The sequence below is a fragment of the Acinetobacter sp. SFB genome (assembly GCF_001647545.1).
Lineage (GTDB): Bacteria > Pseudomonadota > Gammaproteobacteria > Pseudomonadales > Moraxellaceae > Acinetobacter.
This window is the reverse complement of sequence record NZ_LSZH01000012.1, coordinates 196,794-218,075: the sequence shown is the minus strand read 5'-3', so window position 1 is coordinate 218,075 and position 21,282 is coordinate 196,794. Positions and strand designations below refer to the sequence as shown.

General features: G+C 37.9%; 24 protein-coding genes. 12 read left to right on the top strand and 12 right to left on the bottom strand.

The features are described 5' to 3' along the window. The first annotated feature begins 232 nt into the window (after positions 1-232). The 4 genes from AY606_RS08365 (at position 233) to accC (ending at position 4,060) form a co-directional block, all read left to right on the top strand. Positions 233-1,549, top strand: coding sequence for a Y-family DNA polymerase (locus AY606_RS08365; RefSeq protein WP_067867033.1), 1,317 nt, complete (start codon positions 233-235; stop codon positions 1,547-1,549). A gap of 236 nt (positions 1,550-1,785) precedes the next feature. Then, on the top strand, positions 1,786-2,241 hold the full coding sequence (gene aroQ / locus AY606_RS08360) for a type II 3-dehydroquinate dehydratase (protein WP_067867031.1): 456 nt from the start codon (positions 1,786-1,788) through the stop codon (positions 2,239-2,241). A 16-nt stretch (positions 2,242-2,257) separates the two neighbouring features. Continuing rightward, entirely contained in the window at positions 2,258-2,674 is a 417-nt protein-coding gene (accB, locus tag AY606_RS08355; protein ID WP_067867029.1) for an acetyl-CoA carboxylase biotin carboxyl carrier protein, read from the top strand. An 18-nt stretch (positions 2,675-2,692) separates the two neighbouring features. After that, positions 2,693-4,060 (top strand): acetyl-CoA carboxylase biotin carboxylase subunit, encoded by a 1,368-nt coding sequence (gene accC / locus AY606_RS08350; protein ID WP_067867027.1) that lies wholly within the window; start codon positions 2,693-2,695, stop codon positions 4,058-4,060. An 83-nt stretch (positions 4,061-4,143) separates the two neighbouring features. On the opposite strand, the gene AY606_RS08345 is transcribed toward accC, so the two are convergent. After that, the gene (locus AY606_RS08345; RefSeq protein ID WP_067867025.1) at positions 4,144-4,626 is read right to left on the bottom strand and encodes a hypothetical protein; all 483 of its coding nucleotides are present in this window, start codon (positions 4,624-4,626) and stop codon (positions 4,144-4,146) included. Between the two features lie 497 nt (positions 4,627-5,123). On the opposite strand from AY606_RS08345, the gene AY606_RS08340 reads away from it, so the two are divergent. Continuing rightward, on the top strand, positions 5,124-6,614 hold the full coding sequence (locus tag AY606_RS08340) for an amidase (RefSeq protein ID WP_067867023.1): 1,491 nt from the start codon (positions 5,124-5,126) through the stop codon (positions 6,612-6,614). Positions 6,615-6,646: 32 nt separating this feature from the next. On the opposite strand, the gene AY606_RS08335 is transcribed toward AY606_RS08340, so the two are convergent. Continuing rightward, the gene (locus AY606_RS08335; RefSeq protein ID WP_067867021.1) at positions 6,647-7,804 is read right to left on the bottom strand and encodes an MFS transporter; all 1,158 of its coding nucleotides are present in this window, start codon (positions 7,802-7,804) and stop codon (positions 6,647-6,649) included. A 261-nt stretch (positions 7,805-8,065) separates the two neighbouring features. Between AY606_RS08335 and AY606_RS08330 the strand changes: the two genes are divergently transcribed. Together AY606_RS08330 and AY606_RS16290 are read left to right on the top strand one after the other, a co-directional pair. Next, entirely contained in the window at positions 8,066-8,248 is a 183-nt protein-coding gene (locus AY606_RS08330) for a hypothetical protein (protein WP_067867019.1), read from the top strand. 330 nt (positions 8,249-8,578) lie between these two features. Next, positions 8,579-8,716, top strand: coding sequence for a hypothetical protein (locus tag AY606_RS16290; protein WP_171255378.1), 138 nt, complete (start codon positions 8,579-8,581; stop codon positions 8,714-8,716). A gap of 54 nt (positions 8,717-8,770) precedes the next feature. Here AY606_RS16290 and AY606_RS08320 read toward each other — a convergent pair whose 3' ends face one another. After that, the gene (locus AY606_RS08320) at positions 8,771-9,025 is read right to left on the bottom strand and encodes a hypothetical protein (RefSeq protein ID WP_067867015.1); all 255 of its coding nucleotides are present in this window, start codon (positions 9,023-9,025) and stop codon (positions 8,771-8,773) included. 92 nt (positions 9,026-9,117) lie between these two features. Then, positions 9,118-9,285, bottom strand: coding sequence for a hypothetical protein (locus AY606_RS16285; RefSeq protein WP_171255377.1), 168 nt, complete (start codon positions 9,283-9,285; stop codon positions 9,118-9,120). Positions 9,286-9,957: 672 nt separating this feature from the next. Between AY606_RS16285 and AY606_RS08315 the strand changes: the two genes are divergently transcribed. After that, a complete protein-coding gene (locus AY606_RS08315; protein WP_067867013.1) occupies positions 9,958-10,584 on the top strand; it encodes an SOS response-associated peptidase family protein in 627 nt (208 codons plus the stop codon). Between the two features lie 67 nt (positions 10,585-10,651). Here the strand turns inward: AY606_RS08315 and AY606_RS08310 are convergent, their stop codons facing one another. The 3 genes from AY606_RS08310 to AY606_RS16375 form a co-directional block, all read right to left on the bottom strand. After that, positions 10,652-11,014 carry a hypothetical protein gene (locus AY606_RS08310; protein ID WP_249409233.1) on the bottom strand — a complete coding sequence of 121 codons (363 nt, stop codon included), beginning with the start codon at positions 11,012-11,014 and terminating at the stop codon, positions 10,652-10,654. A gap of 145 nt (positions 11,015-11,159) precedes the next feature. Then, positions 11,160-11,369 carry a hypothetical protein gene (locus AY606_RS08305; RefSeq protein ID WP_228259968.1) on the bottom strand — a complete coding sequence of 70 codons (210 nt, stop codon included), beginning with the start codon at positions 11,367-11,369 and terminating at the stop codon, positions 11,160-11,162. Positions 11,370-11,395: 26 nt separating this feature from the next. Then, complete coding sequence (locus AY606_RS16375; protein ID WP_067867011.1) at positions 11,396-11,593, bottom strand: hypothetical protein; 198 nt, start codon at positions 11,591-11,593, stop codon at positions 11,396-11,398. A 629-nt stretch (positions 11,594-12,222) separates the two neighbouring features. On the opposite strand from AY606_RS16375, the gene AY606_RS16855 reads away from it, so the two are divergent. Next, positions 12,223-12,354 (top strand): lipocalin family protein, encoded by a 132-nt coding sequence (locus AY606_RS16855; RefSeq protein WP_502692118.1) that lies wholly within the window; start codon positions 12,223-12,225, stop codon positions 12,352-12,354. An 811-nt stretch (positions 12,355-13,165) separates the two neighbouring features. On the opposite strand, the gene AY606_RS08295 is transcribed toward AY606_RS16855, so the two are convergent. The 4 genes from AY606_RS08295 to AY606_RS08280 all read right to left on the bottom strand — a co-directional run bounded on the left by AY606_RS08295 (position 13,166) and on the right by AY606_RS08280 (position 17,369). After that, entirely contained in the window at positions 13,166-13,396 is a 231-nt protein-coding gene (locus tag AY606_RS08295; protein WP_067867009.1) for a hypothetical protein, read from the bottom strand. A 254-nt stretch (positions 13,397-13,650) separates the two neighbouring features. Further along, positions 13,651-14,742, bottom strand: a complete 1,092-nt coding sequence (locus AY606_RS08290) for a YheT family hydrolase (RefSeq protein WP_067867007.1) — start codon at positions 14,740-14,742, stop codon at positions 13,651-13,653. Positions 14,743-14,825: 83 nt separating this feature from the next. Continuing rightward, positions 14,826-15,236: a nuclear transport factor 2 family protein gene (locus AY606_RS08285; protein ID WP_067867005.1), complete on the bottom strand. Its 411-nt coding sequence runs from the start codon at positions 15,234-15,236 to the stop codon at positions 14,826-14,828. 108 nt (positions 15,237-15,344) lie between these two features. Beyond that, positions 15,345-17,369 (bottom strand): NADPH-dependent 2,4-dienoyl-CoA reductase, encoded by a 2,025-nt coding sequence (locus tag AY606_RS08280; RefSeq protein ID WP_067867003.1) that lies wholly within the window; start codon positions 17,367-17,369, stop codon positions 15,345-15,347. Between the two features lie 137 nt (positions 17,370-17,506). On the opposite strand from AY606_RS08280, the gene AY606_RS08275 reads away from it, so the two are divergent. Continuing rightward, complete coding sequence (locus AY606_RS08275; RefSeq protein WP_067867001.1) at positions 17,507-18,049, top strand: PadR family transcriptional regulator; 543 nt, start codon at positions 17,507-17,509, stop codon at positions 18,047-18,049. Between the two features lie 18 nt (positions 18,050-18,067). After that, the gene (locus AY606_RS08270; RefSeq protein ID WP_067866999.1) at positions 18,068-18,967 is read left to right on the top strand and encodes an alpha/beta fold hydrolase; all 900 of its coding nucleotides are present in this window, start codon (positions 18,068-18,070) and stop codon (positions 18,965-18,967) included. Positions 18,968-19,028: 61 nt separating this feature from the next. Here AY606_RS08270 and AY606_RS08265 read toward each other — a convergent pair whose 3' ends face one another. After that, a complete protein-coding gene (locus AY606_RS08265; RefSeq protein WP_067866997.1) occupies positions 19,029-19,943 on the bottom strand; it encodes a LysR family transcriptional regulator in 915 nt (304 codons plus the stop codon). A gap of 252 nt (positions 19,944-20,195) precedes the next feature. On the opposite strand from AY606_RS08265, the gene AY606_RS08260 reads away from it, so the two are divergent. Continuing rightward, positions 20,196-21,095: a LysR family transcriptional regulator gene (locus AY606_RS08260; protein ID WP_067866995.1), complete on the top strand. Its 900-nt coding sequence runs from the start codon at positions 20,196-20,198 to the stop codon at positions 21,093-21,095. Positions 21,096-21,282 lie beyond the last annotated feature (187 nt).

Genomic DNA, 21,282 nt, shown 5'->3' with positions numbered 1-21,282 from the left:
CCAAACTGTATCGACTTAATTCATTGTAATATTCAAAATATTAATTTATTGATTTCTAGCAAATAACTCTCGCCTGACTTTACGCTATTAACTGTAATTACACTCAAGCTTACAGGAGGTTAAACCTCCTCATCTAATGCCCTATTGATTATTCGCAAATTTTTAATTTGAGTTTTTTTAAATATCTCTTTATTCTTAACTTGATAATGTTACAAAATCAAGATTAAAAATAATGAAAGAACAACTGTTTGCTTTAATAGATATTAATAACTGTTATGTCAGTTGTGAGCGCGTATTTAATCCGCAGCTAAATGACAAACCAGTGGTTGTACTCTCCAACAACGATGGTTGTGTAGTCTCTCGCAGTAATGAAGCCAAAACTTTAAACATCGGGATGGCTGTTCCATGGTATGAAATTGAAAAAGAGGCGATGCAGGCAGGTGTAAAAGTATTTTCCAGCAATTACGCGTTATATGGAGATATGTCACGGCGCTTCTTTTTAATCTTACAGCAATACTTCCATATAGATGATCTTGAGCCTTATTCGATTGATGAATGTTTTATCCGCTTAACGCCTTATGCAAAAAGCATCGACATTGAACAATATTGCCGGGAATTGATCAGTACCATTAATCAATGGATTGGCTTACCCTGCTGTATAGGTATTGGCGCGACTAAAACTCAAGCCAAGCTGGCGAATCATTTTGCGAAAAAAAGAACTGGTTTTAAATCATTCTGTTTCTTGCCTGACTTAGATTTTTGCAGTTATGAAAGCTTACTTCAAGAAACACCTGTAGCCGATGTTTGGGGAATTGGTCGCAAAATAAGCAAGCAACTTGAAGATTATGAAATTTATAATAGCTATGACTTAACTTTTGCCAATGAACACCATCTTGCCAAGCAGTTCTCGGTGGTCATTGCACGTACTATTCGTGAGCTAAAAGGTCAATCCTGCATTGCCTTGGATGACCCTGCAATCCCCTCAAAAAGGATACTTTCCTCTCGCAGCTTTGCTTCAGATCTAAGCGACAAGTCCATCTTAAAGCAAGCCGTTACTTTTCATGTAAACCGTACTCATAAACGCTTAACTACACAGCAGCAACTTTGCGCGTGTGTGCATGTTTCACTGTATGAAAAAATACCTAATCCCCCCTATAAAAAGGGTACTTCCCATGCACTAGGACTTGAATATGCCACCGATGATTTACTGACTTTAAATCACACAGCATTAAAGCAAGTAAATGTTTTATTTAAAGAAAATAAAAAATATGTCAAAGTTGAAGTGATGTTTACGGCGCTGTCTTCTAAGCAACAGCATATGCATGACTTATGGCAACCCTTGCAACTGATTCAACAGCGTGATGATTTGATGAAAATTTTATTGAAAATGAAGCAACGTTACGGTTCAGATTGTATACAAGTCGGTTATCATTCCACCAGCCCAGCATGGCAAATGAAACAGCACCACCGATCTCCACGTTATACCACCTGCTGGCAAGAACTTCTGACTATCTCGGATTCAGGCCTAGCTGTTACACAAAATAAATGAACTGTTTTGGTCAATTCAGTTTACAATGTAAAAAATAGTAATAATTATAAAAAATGTCATTTTTTAACATTGCCAATTCCTTGCAAAGTTTTCATTATATAGCTCAGTTTTGACACGTAGCTTTCACATTGATTAAAACAGTTCATAATAAAAATGTGGAAATACATGCCATAATACGCAAACTTTGCTGACATCTTGCAAGGTAGATTTGCAAACTTATAATTGGAGCAAGCTGAATGAGCTCGACCATTTTGGTTATTCATGGACCGAATCTAAATTTGTTAGGAAAGCGAGAACCTGAAGTTTATGGGCATCTCACCCTAGAAGATATTAATCAGAAGCTCATCGCTCAAGCTCAAAATTCATCTCTTTCATTAGACACGTTCCAAAGTAATTGGGAAGGTGCAATTGTGGACCGAATTCATCAAGCCCAACAAGAAGGCATTCAGTTCATCATTATCAACCCTGCTGCATTGACCCATACCTCTGTTGCAGTACGTGATGCCCTTCTAGGTGTCGCAATCCCGTTTATTGAGGTTCATTTATCGAATGTGCATGCTCGCGAAGCATTTAGACATCATTCATATCTGTCCGATAAAGCCGTTGGCGTAATTTGCGGTTTAGGTGCTCAGGGCTATGCCGCTGCACTGAATTATGCCATCGAAAAAATTCAACTTTCTACGCAATCATAATTAGGAATACTGTCTCATGGATATCCGTAAAATCAAGAAACTCATCGACCTGATGATTGAATCTGACTTACAAGCGATAGAAGTTAAAGAAGGTGATCAATCCATCGCCTTAACTCGTCGCAATCCAGTGGTTGCGGCAGGCGTTCCAACCATGACTGCAGCTCCAGCAGCGGCACCTGTTGCAAAAACTCCACGTGGTGCTGTAGAAGCTTCACCGATGGTTGGCGTGTTCTATGCTGCACAAAGCCCTGGTGAACCACCATTTGTTAAAGTGGGCCAAACGATCTCTGCAGGCGACACTTTGGGCATCATTGAAGCCATGAAAATTATGAACCCAATTGAAGCCACTCAAAGCGGTGTCGTTGAAGAAATTTTAGTGAAAAATGGTGAAGTCATTCAATTCGGTCAAGCACTTTTCCGCTATCGCGCGTAAAACCACGGGGATTTATAAATGTTGCAAAAGGTGTTAATTGCAAACCGTGGTGAAATTGCGTTACGCATTACCCGCGCTTGCAAAACTTTAGGAATTAAAACCGTTGGCATTTATTCCGATGCCGATAAAGACCTCATGCACCTACGCTTTGTTGATGAAGCGGTGTGTATTGGTCCGGGCGCGAGTAGTGAAAGCTACTTGAATATTCCAGCAATTATTACTGCTGCTGAAATTACCGGTGCAGATGCCATCCATCCAGGTTATGGCTTCTTGTCTGAAAATGCCGAGTTTGCGGAAATTGTCGAAAACTCAGGTTTTATCTTCATTGGCCCACGTCCGGAACATATTCGCTTGATGGGGAACAAAGTTTCTGCCATTACTGCAATGCGTAAAGCCGGTGTTCCAACAGTTCCAGGTTCGGCTCATGCAGTAACCACCAATAATGCACTGGCTGAGGCGAAAGAAATTGGCTTCCCACTGATTGTTAAAGCCGCGTCAGGTGGTGGTGGTCGTGGTATGCGTATTGTAGAACGTGTAGATACGCTACTTGAGTCTGTTCAGGCAGCACAGCGTGATGCAGAAATGTGGTTTGGTGATGATACTGTCTACATGGAACGCTTCTTGCAAAAGCCGCGTCATGTTGAAGTACAGATTTTAGCTGATGGTAATGGTCATGCTATTCACCTTTTTGACCGTGACTGTTCTTTACAACGTCGCCATCAAAAAGTGCTTGAAGAAGCACCTGCTCCAGGCTTACCGGAACAGGCACGCGCTGATATCTTAGAAGCATGTGTCAATGCTTGTAAGATGATGCAATACCGTGGTGCAGGTACATTCGAGTTCTTATTTGAAGATGATGAGTTCTTCTTCATTGAAATGAATACCCGTGTTCAAGTTGAGCATCCAGTCACTGAAATGGTCACTGGTATCGACATTATTGAACAACAACTGCGTATTGCGGGCGGGCTTGGTTTAGATATTGAACAAGCCGATGTTGAATGTCATGGTCATGCGATGGAATGCCGTATTAATGCGGAAGATCCAGCTAACTTCATGCCCTCTCCTGGGAAAATTGAGCATTATTATGCGCCAGGTGGTGCAGGTATTCGTTTAGATTCGCACATCTACCAAGGCTACAGCATTCCACCTTACTATGACTCAATGATTGCTAAACTCATTGCGCATGGTAAAGATCGTAAAACTTGTATTGCGCGTATGAAACAAGCCTTGGAAGAGATGATCTTAACTGGAATTAAAACCAATATTCCTTTGCATAAAGACTTAATCTTACAAGATGAAAATTTCTGTGCCCAAGCCATGGATATTCATTATCTTGAAAAGCATTTGCTTCAGAAATTAGAAGGTCAGCAAAAAGAAGCTTCTTAATACTGATTGATGTCTTAAATGTAAAAACCGCTCTTCATGAGCGGTTTTTTATATCTATAATTTTATAGCTTAGTTTTTAGCGCTTAAGGTAAAACACGGCGTAATGTCGCAAAACATTGTTCTGCTTTTTCATTACTACAAAAGTTAATGGTCGATGGATTTTTCCATTGTACAAAATACTGAGAAATCTCGCCGGTTTGATCTTCCTGCAGACCTGAGCAATCTTTTTCATTATTGTCATATTTTACCTGCAAAACCAGCGCAGGTAACAAAGTACGTTCCTCTTGGGACTGCTGATAATCATAAATACCTGATGACCACTCTTGCCCACTCTTTATGATGACATTGTTATTACTTTTAAAATTATAATATTCAATACATTTTTTATTATTGGCAACCTGCATTCCCCATAGGCCAACAATTTCGGGACGAGTTACGACACGAATAGTATTTGAACTGTCTGTTTCAGCTGTGTCATCTTCAGTTGCTACAACGGCTTGATTATCATTTGCCATTGCGACCGATGAGCAGAATATAAGTAAAATTGTTAGATATGCGTTTTTCATACAGAAGTTCAAGGCTAAAAATCTCTCTCTACAACTTAGCATATTTTTATGAAAAACCAGTATTTATCACCATATTACAACAATATTTTTACTCATATTAAGCTAAAAAATAAAAAGATACTTGATTGAAATAACTAAATTATTTTCTTTAAATCTGCATAACACAGATGCGCTTAATATGACCTTCATGAGTGCTCTCTGCTGTTACGAATAATCAAAGATTTCTATTCTATTTTTGTGAGTAAAATATAACTAGAGTAAATTTTAATGCTTAGGCTATATTTTAGAATATTAATAAAGTTTTTTCATTTGCAAACCTGGATCGGAATCTAATCCCGTTTTATTTAGCAACAAGCCGACGCCTTCCTGATTTTCAAACTTTAACCAAGCGTTTTACCAATCAGGTGTTTCGAAGTGAAATCAGGACAGTATTGCTTCTTCATATAAAATCCATTACAACAACTAAAGTTCATATGAAAAATAAAACCAGGATCTTAATGAATCTTTCTGAATATCTACAATATGATGGCCTAGGATTGGCCAAATTAGTTGCCAACAAAGAAGTTTCATCTTCAGAACTACTAAATTTAGCATTAGAGCGCGCAACTCATACCAATCCAAAATTAAATGCCATTATTATTCCCATGCATGACTATGCACAGAAACGCACTCAGCAAGAATTGACCGGTCCTTTTGCGGGTGTACCATTTTTAGTAAAGGATTTATTCCAAGAGTATGCAGGCTATCCCACTTCCTATGGCTGCAAAGGCTTAAAACGTATCAATCATATTTCTGAACATAATTCTGAAATTGTGAATCGTTGGGAAAATTCCGGCATTGTCACCTTTGGACGTACAAACACACCAGAATTTGGTATTAAAGGAATTACCGAGCCTGAGGCTTGGGGAACCTGCCACAACCCTTGGAATTTAAAACATAATAGTGGCGGATCATCAGGAGGTTCTGCATCTGCGGTTGCAGCAGGTATTGTTCCGATTGCCGGCGCTGGCGATGGTGGTGGTTCTATTCGTATTCCAGCATCTTACTGTGGCTTATTTGGATTAAAACCGAGCCGTGGACGTACCCCGTGGGGACCACAAATGAGTGAGGCCATGCATGGAGCTGCTATTCAACACATCCTCGCCAAAACAGTACGCGATAGCGCAGCAATGCTGGATGCAACCCACGGCGCTGAACATAGTTCCTTGTTTAAAATTGAACCTCCTCAAAATAGCTATTTAGAGGCCATTCAACATCCGCCTAAAAAACTAAAAATTGCTTTTAGTACCCATTCCCCTATTGGCACCCATGTTTCTAAAGATGCGATTGCTGCGGTTCAACATACGGCGCAATTATTGGAGTCATTAGGTCATACGGTAGTGGAAGATACGCCACCGATTGATGGCATGACACTTGCCAAAGATTTTATTACCACTTGGTTCAGTCAGTTTTCTTATATGCTTGAGCAAATTAAACAACAACATCAGGCAAAAGATAGTGACTTTGAACTGGATTCACTTGCACTTGCTGCCTTCGGTGGGCAAACCACGGCAATTGAGTATATTCACAACCTGAATAACTGGGGGATCTATGCCACAAAAATGAATCATTTTTTTGATCGCTATGACTTATATTTAACCCCTGCAACAGCTACTGTCGCACCTAAAAATGGTGAAATCAAAATACCTAACTGGCAAAAACCGATTTTAAAAAGTCTATTAAAACTCCGAAAAGCCCATTTACTGGCTCAAGGAAAATTGGTCGATCAAATTGTGAAAGAAAATTTAAAATGGGTTCCTTTTACCCAATTGGCCAATATTACCGGTCTTCCGGCGATGTCTGTTCCACTGTACTGGAATCAGGACAATTTGCCTTTAGGTTCCCAGTTTATTGCACCTTTTGCCCGTGAAGACTTGTTACTGCAACTGGCGGCTCAACTGGAGCAAGCACAACCCTGGTTTAAGCGATACAGTGAAATCCAGCTATAAAAATAGGCTCTCAATATTATTCAACTTCAGATTTAGGCTTGTTGAATCTGTTTCGGTAGCCATCGAACAAACAGCAAGCCTACTAACGTTGAAAGCCCGGCAATGATAAAAATTACCTCGCCAGAGATCAGTTGCCAGTATTTACCTGCCAAGATACTGCCTATAGCAACACCTAAGCCCCACATGGTGCTATACATCGCTTGACCACGACCTTGCTGACCCATTGAGAAATTCTGAAAAATAATGCGCATGGCAATCATATGAAACAAGCCAAAACTAAAGGCATGAATGGTTTGTGCTAAAAATTGCGCAATAAATAAGTTGGGGAATAAGCCAACAACAATCCATCTTGCTCCGGTCAGAATCAAACAAAGGCTCACCAGACTACGCCAAGAAAACCGAGTTAAAAACATATGGGCAAAAGCAAACATGATAATTTCAGCGATCACGCCCACTGACCATAAAAAACCGATTTCTGTTGTGCTAAAACCGACTTGATGCAAGTAATTGCTATAAAAACTATAAAATGGCGCATGGGAAAATAACAAGACAAATTCAATTGCAAAAAAAGCAGCCACAACAGGTCGTTTTAATATCGGTAATAGTGGTTCCAATTGCGTTTGTGAACGCGGTGCGCTACTCGGTTCTTTGATGCTGAAAGACCAAATAAAAGCCAGAAATGCAATACACAGCAACATAACAGGTAACATTGAAATCCGAACAATTTCCAATAAAGCGCCGATACCGAAGACACCGACAATAAAACCGATCGAACCCCATTTTCTAACTTTGCCATATAGTTCAGTCCGCTTTTCACCCAACCAAAATAAAGTCACCCCTTCAAATTGCGCTAAAATTGCATTTTGAAAAAAACTAAAAATAAGCATGAGTAATGCAACAGACTGGAAAGTATTTGGAATCAGAAAAATCATGAACCAAATACAGGCTTCCATCCATGTTGCGATGCGTACCAACAACATTCTTTTACCAGACTTGTCAGCAATCCATCCCCAAATAAACGGTGCAAAAAAACGTGTCACAATCGCTATGGAAGATAAAAGTCCAATCTCTTGATAATTAAAACCCTGATCCTCAAGATAAAGGCTCCAAAAAGGCATGAAGGTTCCTACTATGGAATAGTAGAAAAAGTAAAATCCTGCCAGTTTATGATGGATCGGTAGTGCGAACATAGGGTTATAAACAGATGTACTTTAAATGGGTTAATAAATTAAAAGAGTGCTATTGGCTTGTATCTAAGACAAATCCAGCAGCAGTTCAACTTGATAGAGTTTTTTAAAACTTAATTATTTCAAAACTTGTATACACATTAAAAATTACTCTTTTTCAGCAATCTATGATACATCCTGCGTATGAATTATACCTGTTAAGTTTGCTTTACTTGATTTAAAATTATAAAGAGATCTATTGATGTTTGTAGGAGGATAAAAATTATGCCTACAGGTGCAGGTGATAAATCAGCGTATACAGAAAAGCAGAAGCGACAGGCGAAACATATTTTTGACAGTGAAAGAGAACGTAGTCTTTCTGAAGAAGATGCAGAGCGTATTGCTTGGGCTACAGTCAATAAGCAAGATGGTGGTGGCAAGAAAAAAGACATCACCATTAGAAATTAAAAGAATATTTTATATTCTGAAAAAGCCCTTTAATTAGGGCTTTGTTCTGTTCAATTCACCTATTATTCGCAGTTATTTACCGCTTATCGGGAAGAAAAATAGAATAAACAATGCAAAAACATAGCTTTAATTGTGTAGAAAACATACTTTTCTTTGTAAGTCACAATTTAACAATATTCAAGTGTTCCTGCTCATCTACAATTTCAGTTTTACACTATAGAGGCAAAACTGATGGCGCTCTATTGCATAAAAAAAGATAGGAACTTTTTAACTTATCGCGATCAATTCAATGACTCACATACTTGCGAGATATCGGAGTTGCATTTTTCAATGTTTAACCAATGGCACTGGACGACTGAAGAAGATCGGTCAAAAGTTTTTACCAGTCAAAGAGAAGCTGAAAGCTTTATTGCAGAGCGTTACGGAGAATTTTTTAGGGGTGCAGAGGTTATTTTATTTAAATTATAACTGCATCAGTGATTATTGATCTTATACAATCAACTCTATCTTAGCCACCTCCTTTTATTTTTCAAAATACTTTTTACATCCTTCAAAAAATTCCTCATTAAAGTTCATGGCTGGATCATCTTTATCATCATCACATTGATCAACAGACTTAAGCGTGTCCTGTGCATAGCGATAACCATTGTATTGCTCGGTCCCTTCTTTAAAACCACCAAATTCGTCTTGTTTCATTGAATATTGAAAATATAGAAAGGCTGCAATGCCTATAATTGCTATAACTGCGCTTATGATTTTGAAGAGTTTTAAGTTCATTTTATTTATTCTTTGCCTTTAATTAAAATGTATAAAACTTTAAAATAATAAAAACCCTGAATACTTAGATTCAAGGCGAATAAGACAAAGTTTTATTTCGGTTGCTTTGGTGGTTGTTCAGGTTGCTCATTGGACTGCTTTTGTGGGTTGGATTCCTGAATGTGTTGATTCTGCTGATCCGGCTGTGTCTGATTAGATTGGTTTTGTTGATCAGGCTGCTGATTATGTTGACTTTGCTGCAAGGGTTGTTGATTAGCCATTTTATTTACATCCTATCATCTGGAATATGCCGTACTCATAACGACTTTTTTAATCTACTCCTTAAATTTTATTATTCCACACTATATCTGTTTCAATTTTCTTCTAGGTAAGTTTGATTCATCTATATGATTGATCTGCCACAAGTATATTAGTTCCTAAATTCACATTATTTACCAGTAGTGTTAGAAATATTATGTTCATTAACAAGCCACTTTTAAGCTCAATTCAATTGCCGTATTATTGACCAAAATATACTTCAGATTGAGATTATATAAATTTCAACTAATTTCTCTTTGTTATTTTCCAGATTTACTGAATTAAACTAATTTGCAAAAAATTCCTTCTATGAATTAATCCTGCAAATTAATCCCAACAAACGATTACATTATCAAACTCATCTATAGAGTGTTCTCAAAGGCCACTAAAAACTGGAAAGATAAAGTTCTTTTTCGTACTATTACCCACATCCGTAAAGATCAATCCGAAAACTCGCCTTGGCATTACAGTCTGAAATCTCCATCACTCAAATCCTATAATTTACATACGAGCAATGTAATTACAGTCCTTAAGATAACTGGCTTTAATAGGAATAGTTCTAGATTTGTAAGATTCATTATTTGTGTGGATTATTTTTGATTTAATAAATATTCATAAAAATAAAGAGACTGCTGATGTGTGCAAATTTTGAAGCTATCAAAAAAAATAGAGCCTTTCTTCTGGACCTTCCAGAACCTCCATTTGAATTTCCTGATGATATTTTTCCTTTATACGATGCGCCAATTTTGATGCATGGGATTGATCAACCCGAATGGGATCTAGCCAAATTTGGGCTCATTCCTTTTTGGGCTAAAGAGTTAAAATTTGGTCGTCATACCTATAACGCCAGAACTGAAAGCGTGGCTGAGAAGCCCAGCTTTCGATATGCCTGGCATAAAAGCCAATTTGTCTTAGTCCCTGTGGAAACGGTTTTTGAACCCAAATATATAGATGGAAAGCCACATTGGTATGGAATTTCCCGTGAAGATGGACTGCCTTTCACTCTTGCTGCGATCTATGAAGACGCAGTAATCAATAACAAACCTATCAGATCAATGAGCTTATTAACCATCAATGCAGATCATCATTCATTTATGAAGCAATTCCATAAGCCGAATGATGAAAAGCGTTCCATTATTGTGATACCTGAAAATAATAGAATGGACTGGCTAAATTGCAATGCTAAGCAAGCAAATCAATTCTTCTTTGAAATGAAAGATGAATATGTCGCAACTCCAAAACGTCAGGCATCAAAAAAATGACTGTAGTAGAATATTTTTGACGAATCCACTGTTGTGCAACTTTCATAAGCGAAAACACTAGCCGATACTATTGATTAAAGTAATGCTGACACCCTTGCAAAAAATCAGGATTAAAATTCATTGCTGGATCATTCTTTCCATCACTACACTCATCTACAGACTTTAGCTGATTGTCTTGGGCATAGCGATATCCATTGTATTGTTCAGTTCCTTCTTTAAAGCCCCCACGCTCATCAGATTGTAAAAAATATTGAAATGCGAAAAATGCACAGATACCAAGAATGGTGAGAATAGAGCTAAGTATTTTTAATTGTTTTGATAGCATGTTTTTAATCTCAATATCGGCTTTCAGAAGAAATACAAATATATACGATTCCTCAGAAATTTTCTTTAAGACTTTATACTTATTCACTTTATAGAGATTCAACATCTCTTAATCTACTATTTAATTATTTAAAATTCAAATATACAATTAGATATCTTGAAATATAATATTAATTCTTTTTATTAACTAATATATGAAGTTTTCATATTTCTAATCATTATCATTATCTAAAACATGACATAATAAAAATTTATTTAAAATGATCTTTACACACCCATACTTCCCCATCTATCCGAACACGATCAGGTCCAGTTAATTCTAATTTTTTACCATAATAATTAGTGAGATTTATAAAATTTCCATTTTTATCATAATTAGCCCAAACACCTCGCTGAATATCAGGACTATCCAATTTATAAAATGTGACTAATTTTTGCGGATATGTTGTTGTCATATTCATTTTATATAAACCTTTAATTTGTTAAATCAGGAAGCTCTTCTGCTATAAAAAAAAACCTCCCCTGTAGAATTTAGAATCCATTGATAAGTCCCCATAATTCTGGTTAATTTTTCTTGTAATGAATCATACACATTCATTAAATTATACTCACCCATATAAATAAGTTTAGGTGAAATTTTAAAATCCTTATTCATTTTATAAACTTTCACAGGTTTCATATGCATACTTTAATCCTCTTGTCTTGTTTAAAGGGGCCTAAACCCCTTTAAACACAGCAATGACATAAGAGCTGGTTTTTATTTTTCGCTCTGTGCGGGCTGCTTTTCATGCGATCTTTTCTCATTATTCCTATGGTCATGCTCTGGTAGATGGTGGGGTTGTTTTATAGGTTGATTACGTTGATTAGACTCTGGTTGATTTTGAGATTTCGACATAATAGTATTCCTGCTGGCCATTGCACTAAACGACAATATCAGTCCAATTATTAATCACAATATCAGCATATACCCAAGTTAACTTAATAAAAACAGCAATGATGTATCAAAATATAATACTGAAATAAAAGTATATTTATAAAGTTAAATATTAATATTAAACAATCCAGTAGTTAATAAAAAAATTTATAAAATTAATTACTTCTACATTAAATATTTATAATATAATATAATTTAATTTCTTAAGAATATATAATATTTTCAATCACGATTTTAAAATAAATATATAAATCACGTTTAAAAAATATACTATTTAAAACATATAAAATTCAAAACCCCAACAAATTCCATATATTCAACATCTTATTTATCAGTAACACTGCTTAAAGGACTAAAGAAAACATGAATAAGGAAAAGAAATATGTCAAAAAATTCCTTCAGTTTCTAATTTTGAATTAAATCGTTATCTTGGCACTTGGTATGAAATATCCCTCTTACCGATGAAGCATCAAGCAGAAGATTGTTCAGGCACAGAAACGCTGCTGAGATAAGGACAAAGCTTTAGATGAAGGAATTGCGGAAGCCACTATTGTAGATGGAGCAAAAGGCCAACTTGAAGTGAATTTCCTACCTGAAGGTTTACGCGGGATTCCATTTAGCCAAGGTGATTAGTGGATTTTAAAAATTGACGCTGATTATATATGGTACTGGTCGGTGAAGTTGACTTAAAATATCTATGGCTACTTAATTGCGATCAAAACTTGGATGAAGCGACCAAGAAATAATATTTAACGTATGCAGAAAGCTTGGATTAGGATTTGTCTGAACTCATTTACACTATACATACCGGGCCTAAAATTGCTTAAAGTGGTTTTATAAAATCAAGGTGATAAAGTTTAGAGCAATAAAAAAGCACCCTAAGATGCTTTTTTATATAACCTATTTTGACTAATTAAACATTTGTCCAAAAGCATAAATAACAAGCATGAGCATAAGAGCTGATGAGGAAGTTACTAATAATTCTAGTGTGCTCATTATCTACCACCCCCTATATAAAGTGGATTACTTTTTATACCTTTATTATACTCACCAATAAATGACAAAAAGTGACATAAAACGCTCACAAAAACACAAAATGTAAAAATTAATTTCTTCAAATATAGCTCTAGATAAAATCCTAATTTATTTAATTCCTAAAACAGATCAAGCATTGCACATCTTAAATCATATTTTTTATTATAAAAATATTTGTATCAATGAGAATTCTCATTGATATAAAACTTTAACTATAAACGAATGAGCAGATAGCAAAAAACCGCCATCAAGGCGGTTTTTAATTTAGATCAGTGAGTATTTAAATGTTTAATTCACACGTGAGGTGAATCGGAACATTTCATTAACACCTGTATAGAAGCTACGACCATCAAGGTTCAAATCGATTTCAACACCAGACTGAAGCATTACTCTTTTTCCAACTTCAACCCATTTAAACCCATCACGAGTACTTTGCATTTTTTTTGAAGGTACCAGCGATACAATAATTTCACTACCATTTACAGATTTTGCTACTAAATTTTCAATTATATTCAACATTTACACCAATTTTTTTCAACACATACAGAAACGCCACCATTGGCATTTCAAAATAACGACCTTAACTTTGATAACTCAGATTTAATAAGACTTATATCAATTTAAAAAAAGAACACTTTCATGTCATTTTTATTGTTGAGTCACTATAACAGAGATACTGACTTAAAAGCCAATTATTTACCAGACGGAACAATTGTAATTGCATCAAAACATTTCAAAGAGTTCGTTACAAAGCAATTTCTAGCTTTTAAAATTTACTGGTGTTGCGCAATTAAATAGTCTGCAATCAACCGTGCTGACCATGATTTCGTGTGATTTAAGCCCTCATAAAAACCACAATGGCTGCCTTTTTTTGTGGTTACCACCATAATATTTGACATCTGTTGGATAGCTTCTTTAAAAGGATCAAAATTTCGAATATGGCATACTGGATCATCCTCTGCATTTAAAATCATGAGTGGGATTTTGACATTTTCAAATACCAAGATCGGATTGGTTGCCTGATTATAGTCCTCAAAACTGCTATAGCCTGCCAGTTCAAAACACTGATATTGAAATTCTAATAGGCTTGTAGTGGCCAGCACCTGCGACAAAGAAGCCGTTTGTCCCCAAGTTGTCGTATAAGGATAAATAAAAGACTTAAAAAGCTTTTTGGTCATCACCTTACTGTAAAAAGGATGGACGTTTTTAAAGCCATTTTCAGTGTCATAACCTGGACAAAGGGCAAAAGCGGCTTTAAATGGAGTTTGCTCACCTTCTTCACCCAGATAGCGCACCAATAATCCAGTCCCCGCAGATGAACCTACAGCATATAAAGGAGAATCTGGAAACTTTGTTTGAATATGCAGAATTTGTTCACGCAAATCATCCGTTGAACCGAATATAGAAATCTTCGGTATCGGCATGGGTAAGTTGGCATGACCACGACGCAAACACAATGCCACACGCCAACCTGTATGTTGATGTAAGTCACGCACCAGTTCTGACATACTTTCAGGTGTGCCTGTCAGTGTATGCATTAATATAATAGTCGGGGTATCGGCAGGTAGATCAAGCCCATACCATGCAACACCTGTGACACCACCATCCGACATCTGTAACTGTTCATGGGCATCATATTTAAGCTGAATGGTTTTCTTTTTAATCAAGTCAAAATACATCAAATGCAAATGCGTATTTGACAACCATGGTGTTGGACGATATTTCTGCTTTAATTGAGGCAAAACATCGAGCATTTGCCGTGCTTCACCTTGTGGATTGAAATACAGCGTAGGCAATTCTGCACCGGTCATCTGATCAACAATTTCTTGTGCCAACATACTAATTTTTTTGACTAAAATTCTCATATTTGCTCCACCTTAAAAATGATGCAACTTAAAATACTGAGTACATGTCATTCCATTAACAGTTTATTTATTTACTATACTCTTTATGCTTTTGGCATAAAAGCAGCCATGCGTTGTCCCATTTGTACAGCCAATGCTTCCAAACCGCTCTTGGGACGCAACATCACCTCAAAATCAACAATTTGCCCTTGTTCATTGAAAAGAATCATATCAATGCCTTTAAGTTTCTTTTCACCGACATTGGCTGAAAACTCCAGTACCACGCTTAATCCGTCTTCTGTATAGAATTCACGGTGATAAGTAAAGTTTTCAAAGATCTGAATGACATTGGTCAAAATAAAAAACACCACTTGTTTACCCGGATAAGGGTTAAATGCCACCGGTGAACGGAACACCACATCTTCAGCAAGCAGATCATTCAAGATAGACATATCTCGTGTTTCAAGCATTTCATGCCAGCGCTGAAGCGATGCTTGAGTATTTGTTAAAGCCATTTTTATTTCCTTATGATTTTATTATTTCACTTCATAAATAGAGGGGAGTATTTTCTTTCTACTCTAAAACCTATGTGAGTCCTCTCAAAAGGGAGAGGACTCAATAAATTAAATTACTGCCGCCAAATCAGCACCCTGACGAATGGCGCGTTTTGCATCCAGTTCACCAGCTTCTTTAGCACCACCAATCAAATGCACGCTTTTGCCATCTACTTTCAATTGATCAAACATGGCAGTAAACGGTTCCTGACCGGCACAGATCACCACGTTATCAACCTCTAATACTGTGGGTTGCCCATTGACCAGAATATGCAAGCCTTGATCATCAATTTTTTCATAGCTTACCCCTGCTATCATTTTCACATCACGGTGTTTCAAACCGGTACGGTGAATCCAGCCCGTAGTTTTACCCAAGCCTGCACCCACTGATTTTGCCTTACGTTGCAATAAATAAATTTCACGATTGGATTGTTCTAGTTCTGGTGCTTTCAAACCACCGACATTTTCATACGTGGTATCAATGCCCCATTCATTATAGAATTTTTCCGGATTCAGGCTTGCGCTATCACCTTCATGGGTTAAGTATTCAGCTGTATCGAAACCAATACCGCCTGCACCAATAATCGCGACACGCTGACCGACCGGCTTACGTTCTTTTAATACGTCCAGATAAGTCATAACTTTTGGATGATCGATCCCTTCGATTACTAAATGGCGTGGAGTCACCCCTGTTGCTACTACGATGTCATCAAAGTTTGCTTTGCTCAGTTCATCATAAGTCGCTTGATGGTTTAGACGTAACTGAATGTTAGGAAGTAATTCAATTCTGCGTTTGAAATAACGTAGCGTTTCATAGAATTCTTCTTTGCCCGGAATAGTTTTGGCAATATTAAACTGACCACCAATCTGATTCGCTGCTTCAAAAATAGTGACCTGATGTCCACGCTCTGCCGCATAGGTGGCAAAGCTTAATCCAGCCGGACCTGCACCAATCACCGCAATATTCTTAGCAATCGCTGTTTCTTTAAAGATTAGTTCTGTTTCATAACATGCGCGTGGATTGACTAGGCAAGTTGCAATTTTCATCGAGAAAATATGATCAAGGCACGCTTGATTACAACCAATACAGGTATTAATTTCATCACTACGACCTTGTTCCGCCTTTTGCACAAAGAATGCATCGGCAAGCATTGGACGTGCCATGGAAATCATATCGGCATGACCGGAAGCCAAAACATGCTCTGCCATTTCTGGGGTATTAATACGGTTTGAAGTAATCAGGGGAACCTTGACCAGACCTTTCAGTTTTTCTGTTACCCATGTAAATGCTGCGCGCGGTACTTTGGTGGCAATAGTCGGAATACGTGCTTCATGCCAGCCAATCCCGGTATTGATAATGGTTGCACCGGCTTTTTCAATTTCTTTCGCCAGTTGCACCACTTCATCAAAAGTTGAACCGCCCTCAACCAGATCCAGCATGGATAAACGGTAAATGATAATGAAATGTTCACCGACTGCTTCGCGGGTGCGTTTTACAATTTCAATCGGGAAACGAATCCGCTTTTCATAGCTCCCCCCCCATTCATCATCGCGATGGTTAGTGCGTGCGGCGATAAACTCATTAATCAAATAACCTTCCGAACCCATGATTTCTACGCCATCGTATCCTGAATACTGTGCCCATTTGGCACAGTGAGCAAAATCTGCAATGGTCTGGTTCACTTCTGCAGTCGTTAAAGCATGCGGTTTACTTGGATTAATCGGGGCTTGAATCGCGGACGGCGCAACCAAATCGGCCTGATAAGAATAGCGTCCGGTATGTAAAATCTGCATGGCAATTTTACCACCCGCATCATGCACCGCCTGAGTAATCACTTGATGCTTTTCAGCTTCTTCACGACTGTCTAATTTCGCGCCACCAGCAAAGGTCAGACCTGCGTCATTCGGTGAAATACCCCCTGTCACAATCAGCCCTACACCGCCTTGAGCACGTTCAGCATAAAATGCCGCCATACGGTCATAACCACCAGGCGCTTCTTCCAAGCCCACGTGCATGGACCCCATCAAGACACGGTTTTTTAATGTGGTAAAGCCTAAATCTAAAGGGGCTAACAAATGAGGGTAATTAGACATATGATCTCCTTGGCGGGCTATTTGAGCTAGCGAATGGGGTGTTTAATGCAACTTGTTGCATAATTTATATTCTAGATTTGATTTTTATGCAACATGTTGCATAATGTTTAGGTAAATTTTTACTGACTGAGCCGTTTATGTCTTTAGCCCATGTTTTATTGACCAGCTTAATTGAAAAACCGAGTACGGGAATTGATTTAGCACGTCGCTTTGACCGCTCCATGGGCTTCTTCTGGAATGCAACGCATCAGCAAATTTACCGTGAACTGAGCGGAATGCAGCAGAAAAACTGGATTTCCACTCTAGAAGACAGCAACTCCACGAGCCGTAAAAAAACCTATCAAGTTGAAAAAATGGGTCGGGCCGAATTAGCAGACTGGATGGTCAAACAAAGTCCGCCTGCCCAATTACGTGAAGAATTGATGGTACGGCTACGTGCTGAAGCTCAACTGGGCGGTAACACTGTACTGCCTGAACTGGAACGGCATCTGATTTTACACAAAGAAAATTTAAAAACTTACCAAACAATTTTTGCAAAAGATTTCGCCAATGGGCAAGCTCAAGATCGCACCCAATTTATTCATAAAATGATTCTACAACTTGGAATTGATTTAGAAGTAGGTTGGATTGATTGGCTGGAAACCATGATCCCGCAATTAAAAGCATTCGATCAACAATAATAAATAAAGGAAATCACCATGCCACATTACTGCATGCCAGACGGCGAACAACTGTTTGTCCGCGAATTTGGACAAGGACAGCCTGTATTGGTTCTGTCAGGTTTAGGCATGCAAAGTTGGCAATGGCTGCCGTTCTTATATCCTCAAGCCAAGAATCATAAATTCATTATTCCCGACTGGCGCGGTTTTGGCGGCTCACAACGCTGCAAAATTCCTGAAATGGATGCCATTTCCAGTCACTGGCGCGATATAGACAGCTTGATTGAACAACTCCAGTTAGATCAATTTTCAGTGATCGCTTATTCCATGGGTGCAACAACGGCCATGCATGGTATGCAATACAGCAACTTAAATGCAAAATTAACGCGCTATTTACATATTGATCAAACACCCAAGATTTCGGTCGATGAGACTTGGCAATACGGTTTATTGAGCCAGCAACAACCCAAACTCAAACAACTCTTGGCAGACATCTCACAATTACTGGCGTTAAAATCCGATGCAAAACTGTTGTCGGATCTGGATTCAACATCCCGGCAACATTTATTAGAATTATGGCTAGGCTTTCTTCAACTGCAAGCCAGTAATAAGTTCACACCTTTATTTTTTAACATCGCATTCAAACAGCCAAAATTACAGTCCCTTCTTTTACCCATGCAACGTTTGGATTATTTGGCCTGGTATATCAATAATTATTTACATCATAACGAAGACTATCGTGACGCCATTGCACAGCTTTCTTGTCCAAGTACTTTTTTCATTGGCGAAAAATCCAGGCTTTATCCTGCAGCCGGGCAAAAAATGATTGCCAGTAGCGTAAAAAACGCTAAACAGATTATCTTTGAAAAATCTGGACATACGCCGTTACTCAGTGAACCGATCAAATTCGGTCGCGAAATTGCCCATTTTCTAAAATAAAGTCATATTTCTTAAACAGAACAATTAAATAATAAATAAAGTCATTAAATGGCCATCAATCTTAGAAAATCCGACGGTCATACTTGATGGCTTCCAGGTCATAGACTTGATACACACTGTCTAATAATGAATGGATATAGTCGCTTTTATCAGCATTCCGAATAATCATAAAGACCGGACTGACGGCGTCATCATCCAGTATAGGAATATAATTCAGATGTTTAAACTGCATGGTTTGAGCACTTTCTGGAACAATGCACAGACCTTCGCCCGCAGCCGCCAAACCTAGAGCAAGTTGAATATCTTCAACCATGGTTAAATTCTTCGGCTCTAAACCATACTCTGAAAACAAACCTTTCATTTGGGTGGAAAAACTCGGTTTGGGTTGATTGGGATACAACAACACATGTTCCTTCACAATTTCTTCGAGTTTAACCCCATTTTTATTTTCAGTAAGTGGATGACTTGAATGCACAGCCACCATCAGTGGCTCTTCACGCAATAAAATTCGCTTGATTGCAGGATCAGAAATCCGTACTCGACCAAAACTGGCATCAATACGCCCTTCTTTAAGCGCGTCTATTTGCTCCATTGCATTCATTTGAACCAGTTTAATTTTTAAATACGGCTGTTGCTGACGAAACAAATAAACCACTCGCGGCAATAATCCATACAACAATGAACCACCAAAACCAATGCTAATCGTTTTTTTGATAATGCCTTCCCGCATGGTGATCGACTTCAACTGGTCTGCACTGGATAACAGTTTCACTGCTTGCTGATAAAAAAAATGTCCTATTGCAGTAGGTTTTAATGGACGACTTCCACGCTCAAACAGCAAAGCCCCCAGCTCAGTTTCAAGGTTTTGAATTTGACGACTTAAAGGAGGCTGGGCAATAAATAACTTTTCAGCAGCCTTGGTAAAACTCTGCTCCTCAACCACTGCAACAAAATAGCGTAAATGTCTTAATTCCATGACATTTTTCCTTTATGCAAATCTATATATTGATAAGAAGTCATAATACGAATGGAGAAATCCAACCTTGTTTAACTCAAAGCAGTCACACATCAAATTAAAGAAAAGTCTTCTATATAGATATTCCACTTTAGCCTTGCGATCTCAATAAGATAGCCAATTTAAATCTGAAAAATTAAACAAATTTGAAGTTGACAAACTGCAACGATAAACCTTTAATCTTGAATATTGTTGCATAAATGGAATTCTTAAATGCTGTCTGATCTTGATGATTTTTATTGCTTTGCCTTGGTGGTTGAACATGGCGGATTTAGTGCAGCAGAACGCGCCACCGACATTCCCAAATCAAAATTAAGTCGTCGCGTTTATAATCTGGAAGAGCATTTGGGGGTTCGGTTAATTCAACGCAGTTCGCGCCATTTTGCAGTCACGGACATTGGCATGAATATTTATCGCCACGCACAAGTCATGATGAATGCCGCCCAAGCGGCCCATGACTTGGTGGATCATCTCAGTATCCAGCCGCGTGGCGTGATTAAGGTCAGCCTCCCTGTCTCCATCGCGCAAAATGAAATTGCCAAAATTCTGCCTCAATTCCTCAAGACCTATCCGGAAATCAAAATTCAGCTCATTGTCAGTAATCGCCGTGTCGATATCATCAATGAAGGAATTGATGTTGCATTACGGGTACGCTCAAATTTAGATGACGATCCAAGTCTGGTGATACGCAAATTCGAAAACATCGAACAACACTTATTTGCCAGTCAGGCTTATCTAAATGAATTTGGTGAATTAAAACAACCGGAAGATTTAAGCCAGCATCACATCCTGAGTATGGTAGATGAACATCTCGATCAGCATATTGTGGTACATGATGAGAAAAATAATCAAAAAAAAATCAAGGTAAACCCGATGGTGATGGGATCTGATTTAATCATGCTTGCGCAACTGACAAGACAAAATTGCGGTATTGCCTTATTACCTGACACGATTGTGGAGGATTACGTCCAAAGCGGTGAATTAGTTCGTGTGCTCCCCAACTGGAAAGCACAGCATGGTATTTTCCATGCTGTTTATCCATCACGTCGTGGACTACTGCCTGCTGTACGTGTCTTTATCGATTATTTAGTAGAACATCTCAGTAAATATTAATTTTTTTCATGGCTGAACTATTAAGTGATAATGGCTGAATCTTTCAAGCAACCTTGCTTACAGTTTTCAGCCATCAATTGGCAAAACATACAACGATGCTCATCAACAAAATTTGAAACTTCACTTGATGTAATGAAAAATTTTAGACAAAAAAAAGCTTATCCGAGGTGGACAAGCCTATAAACTT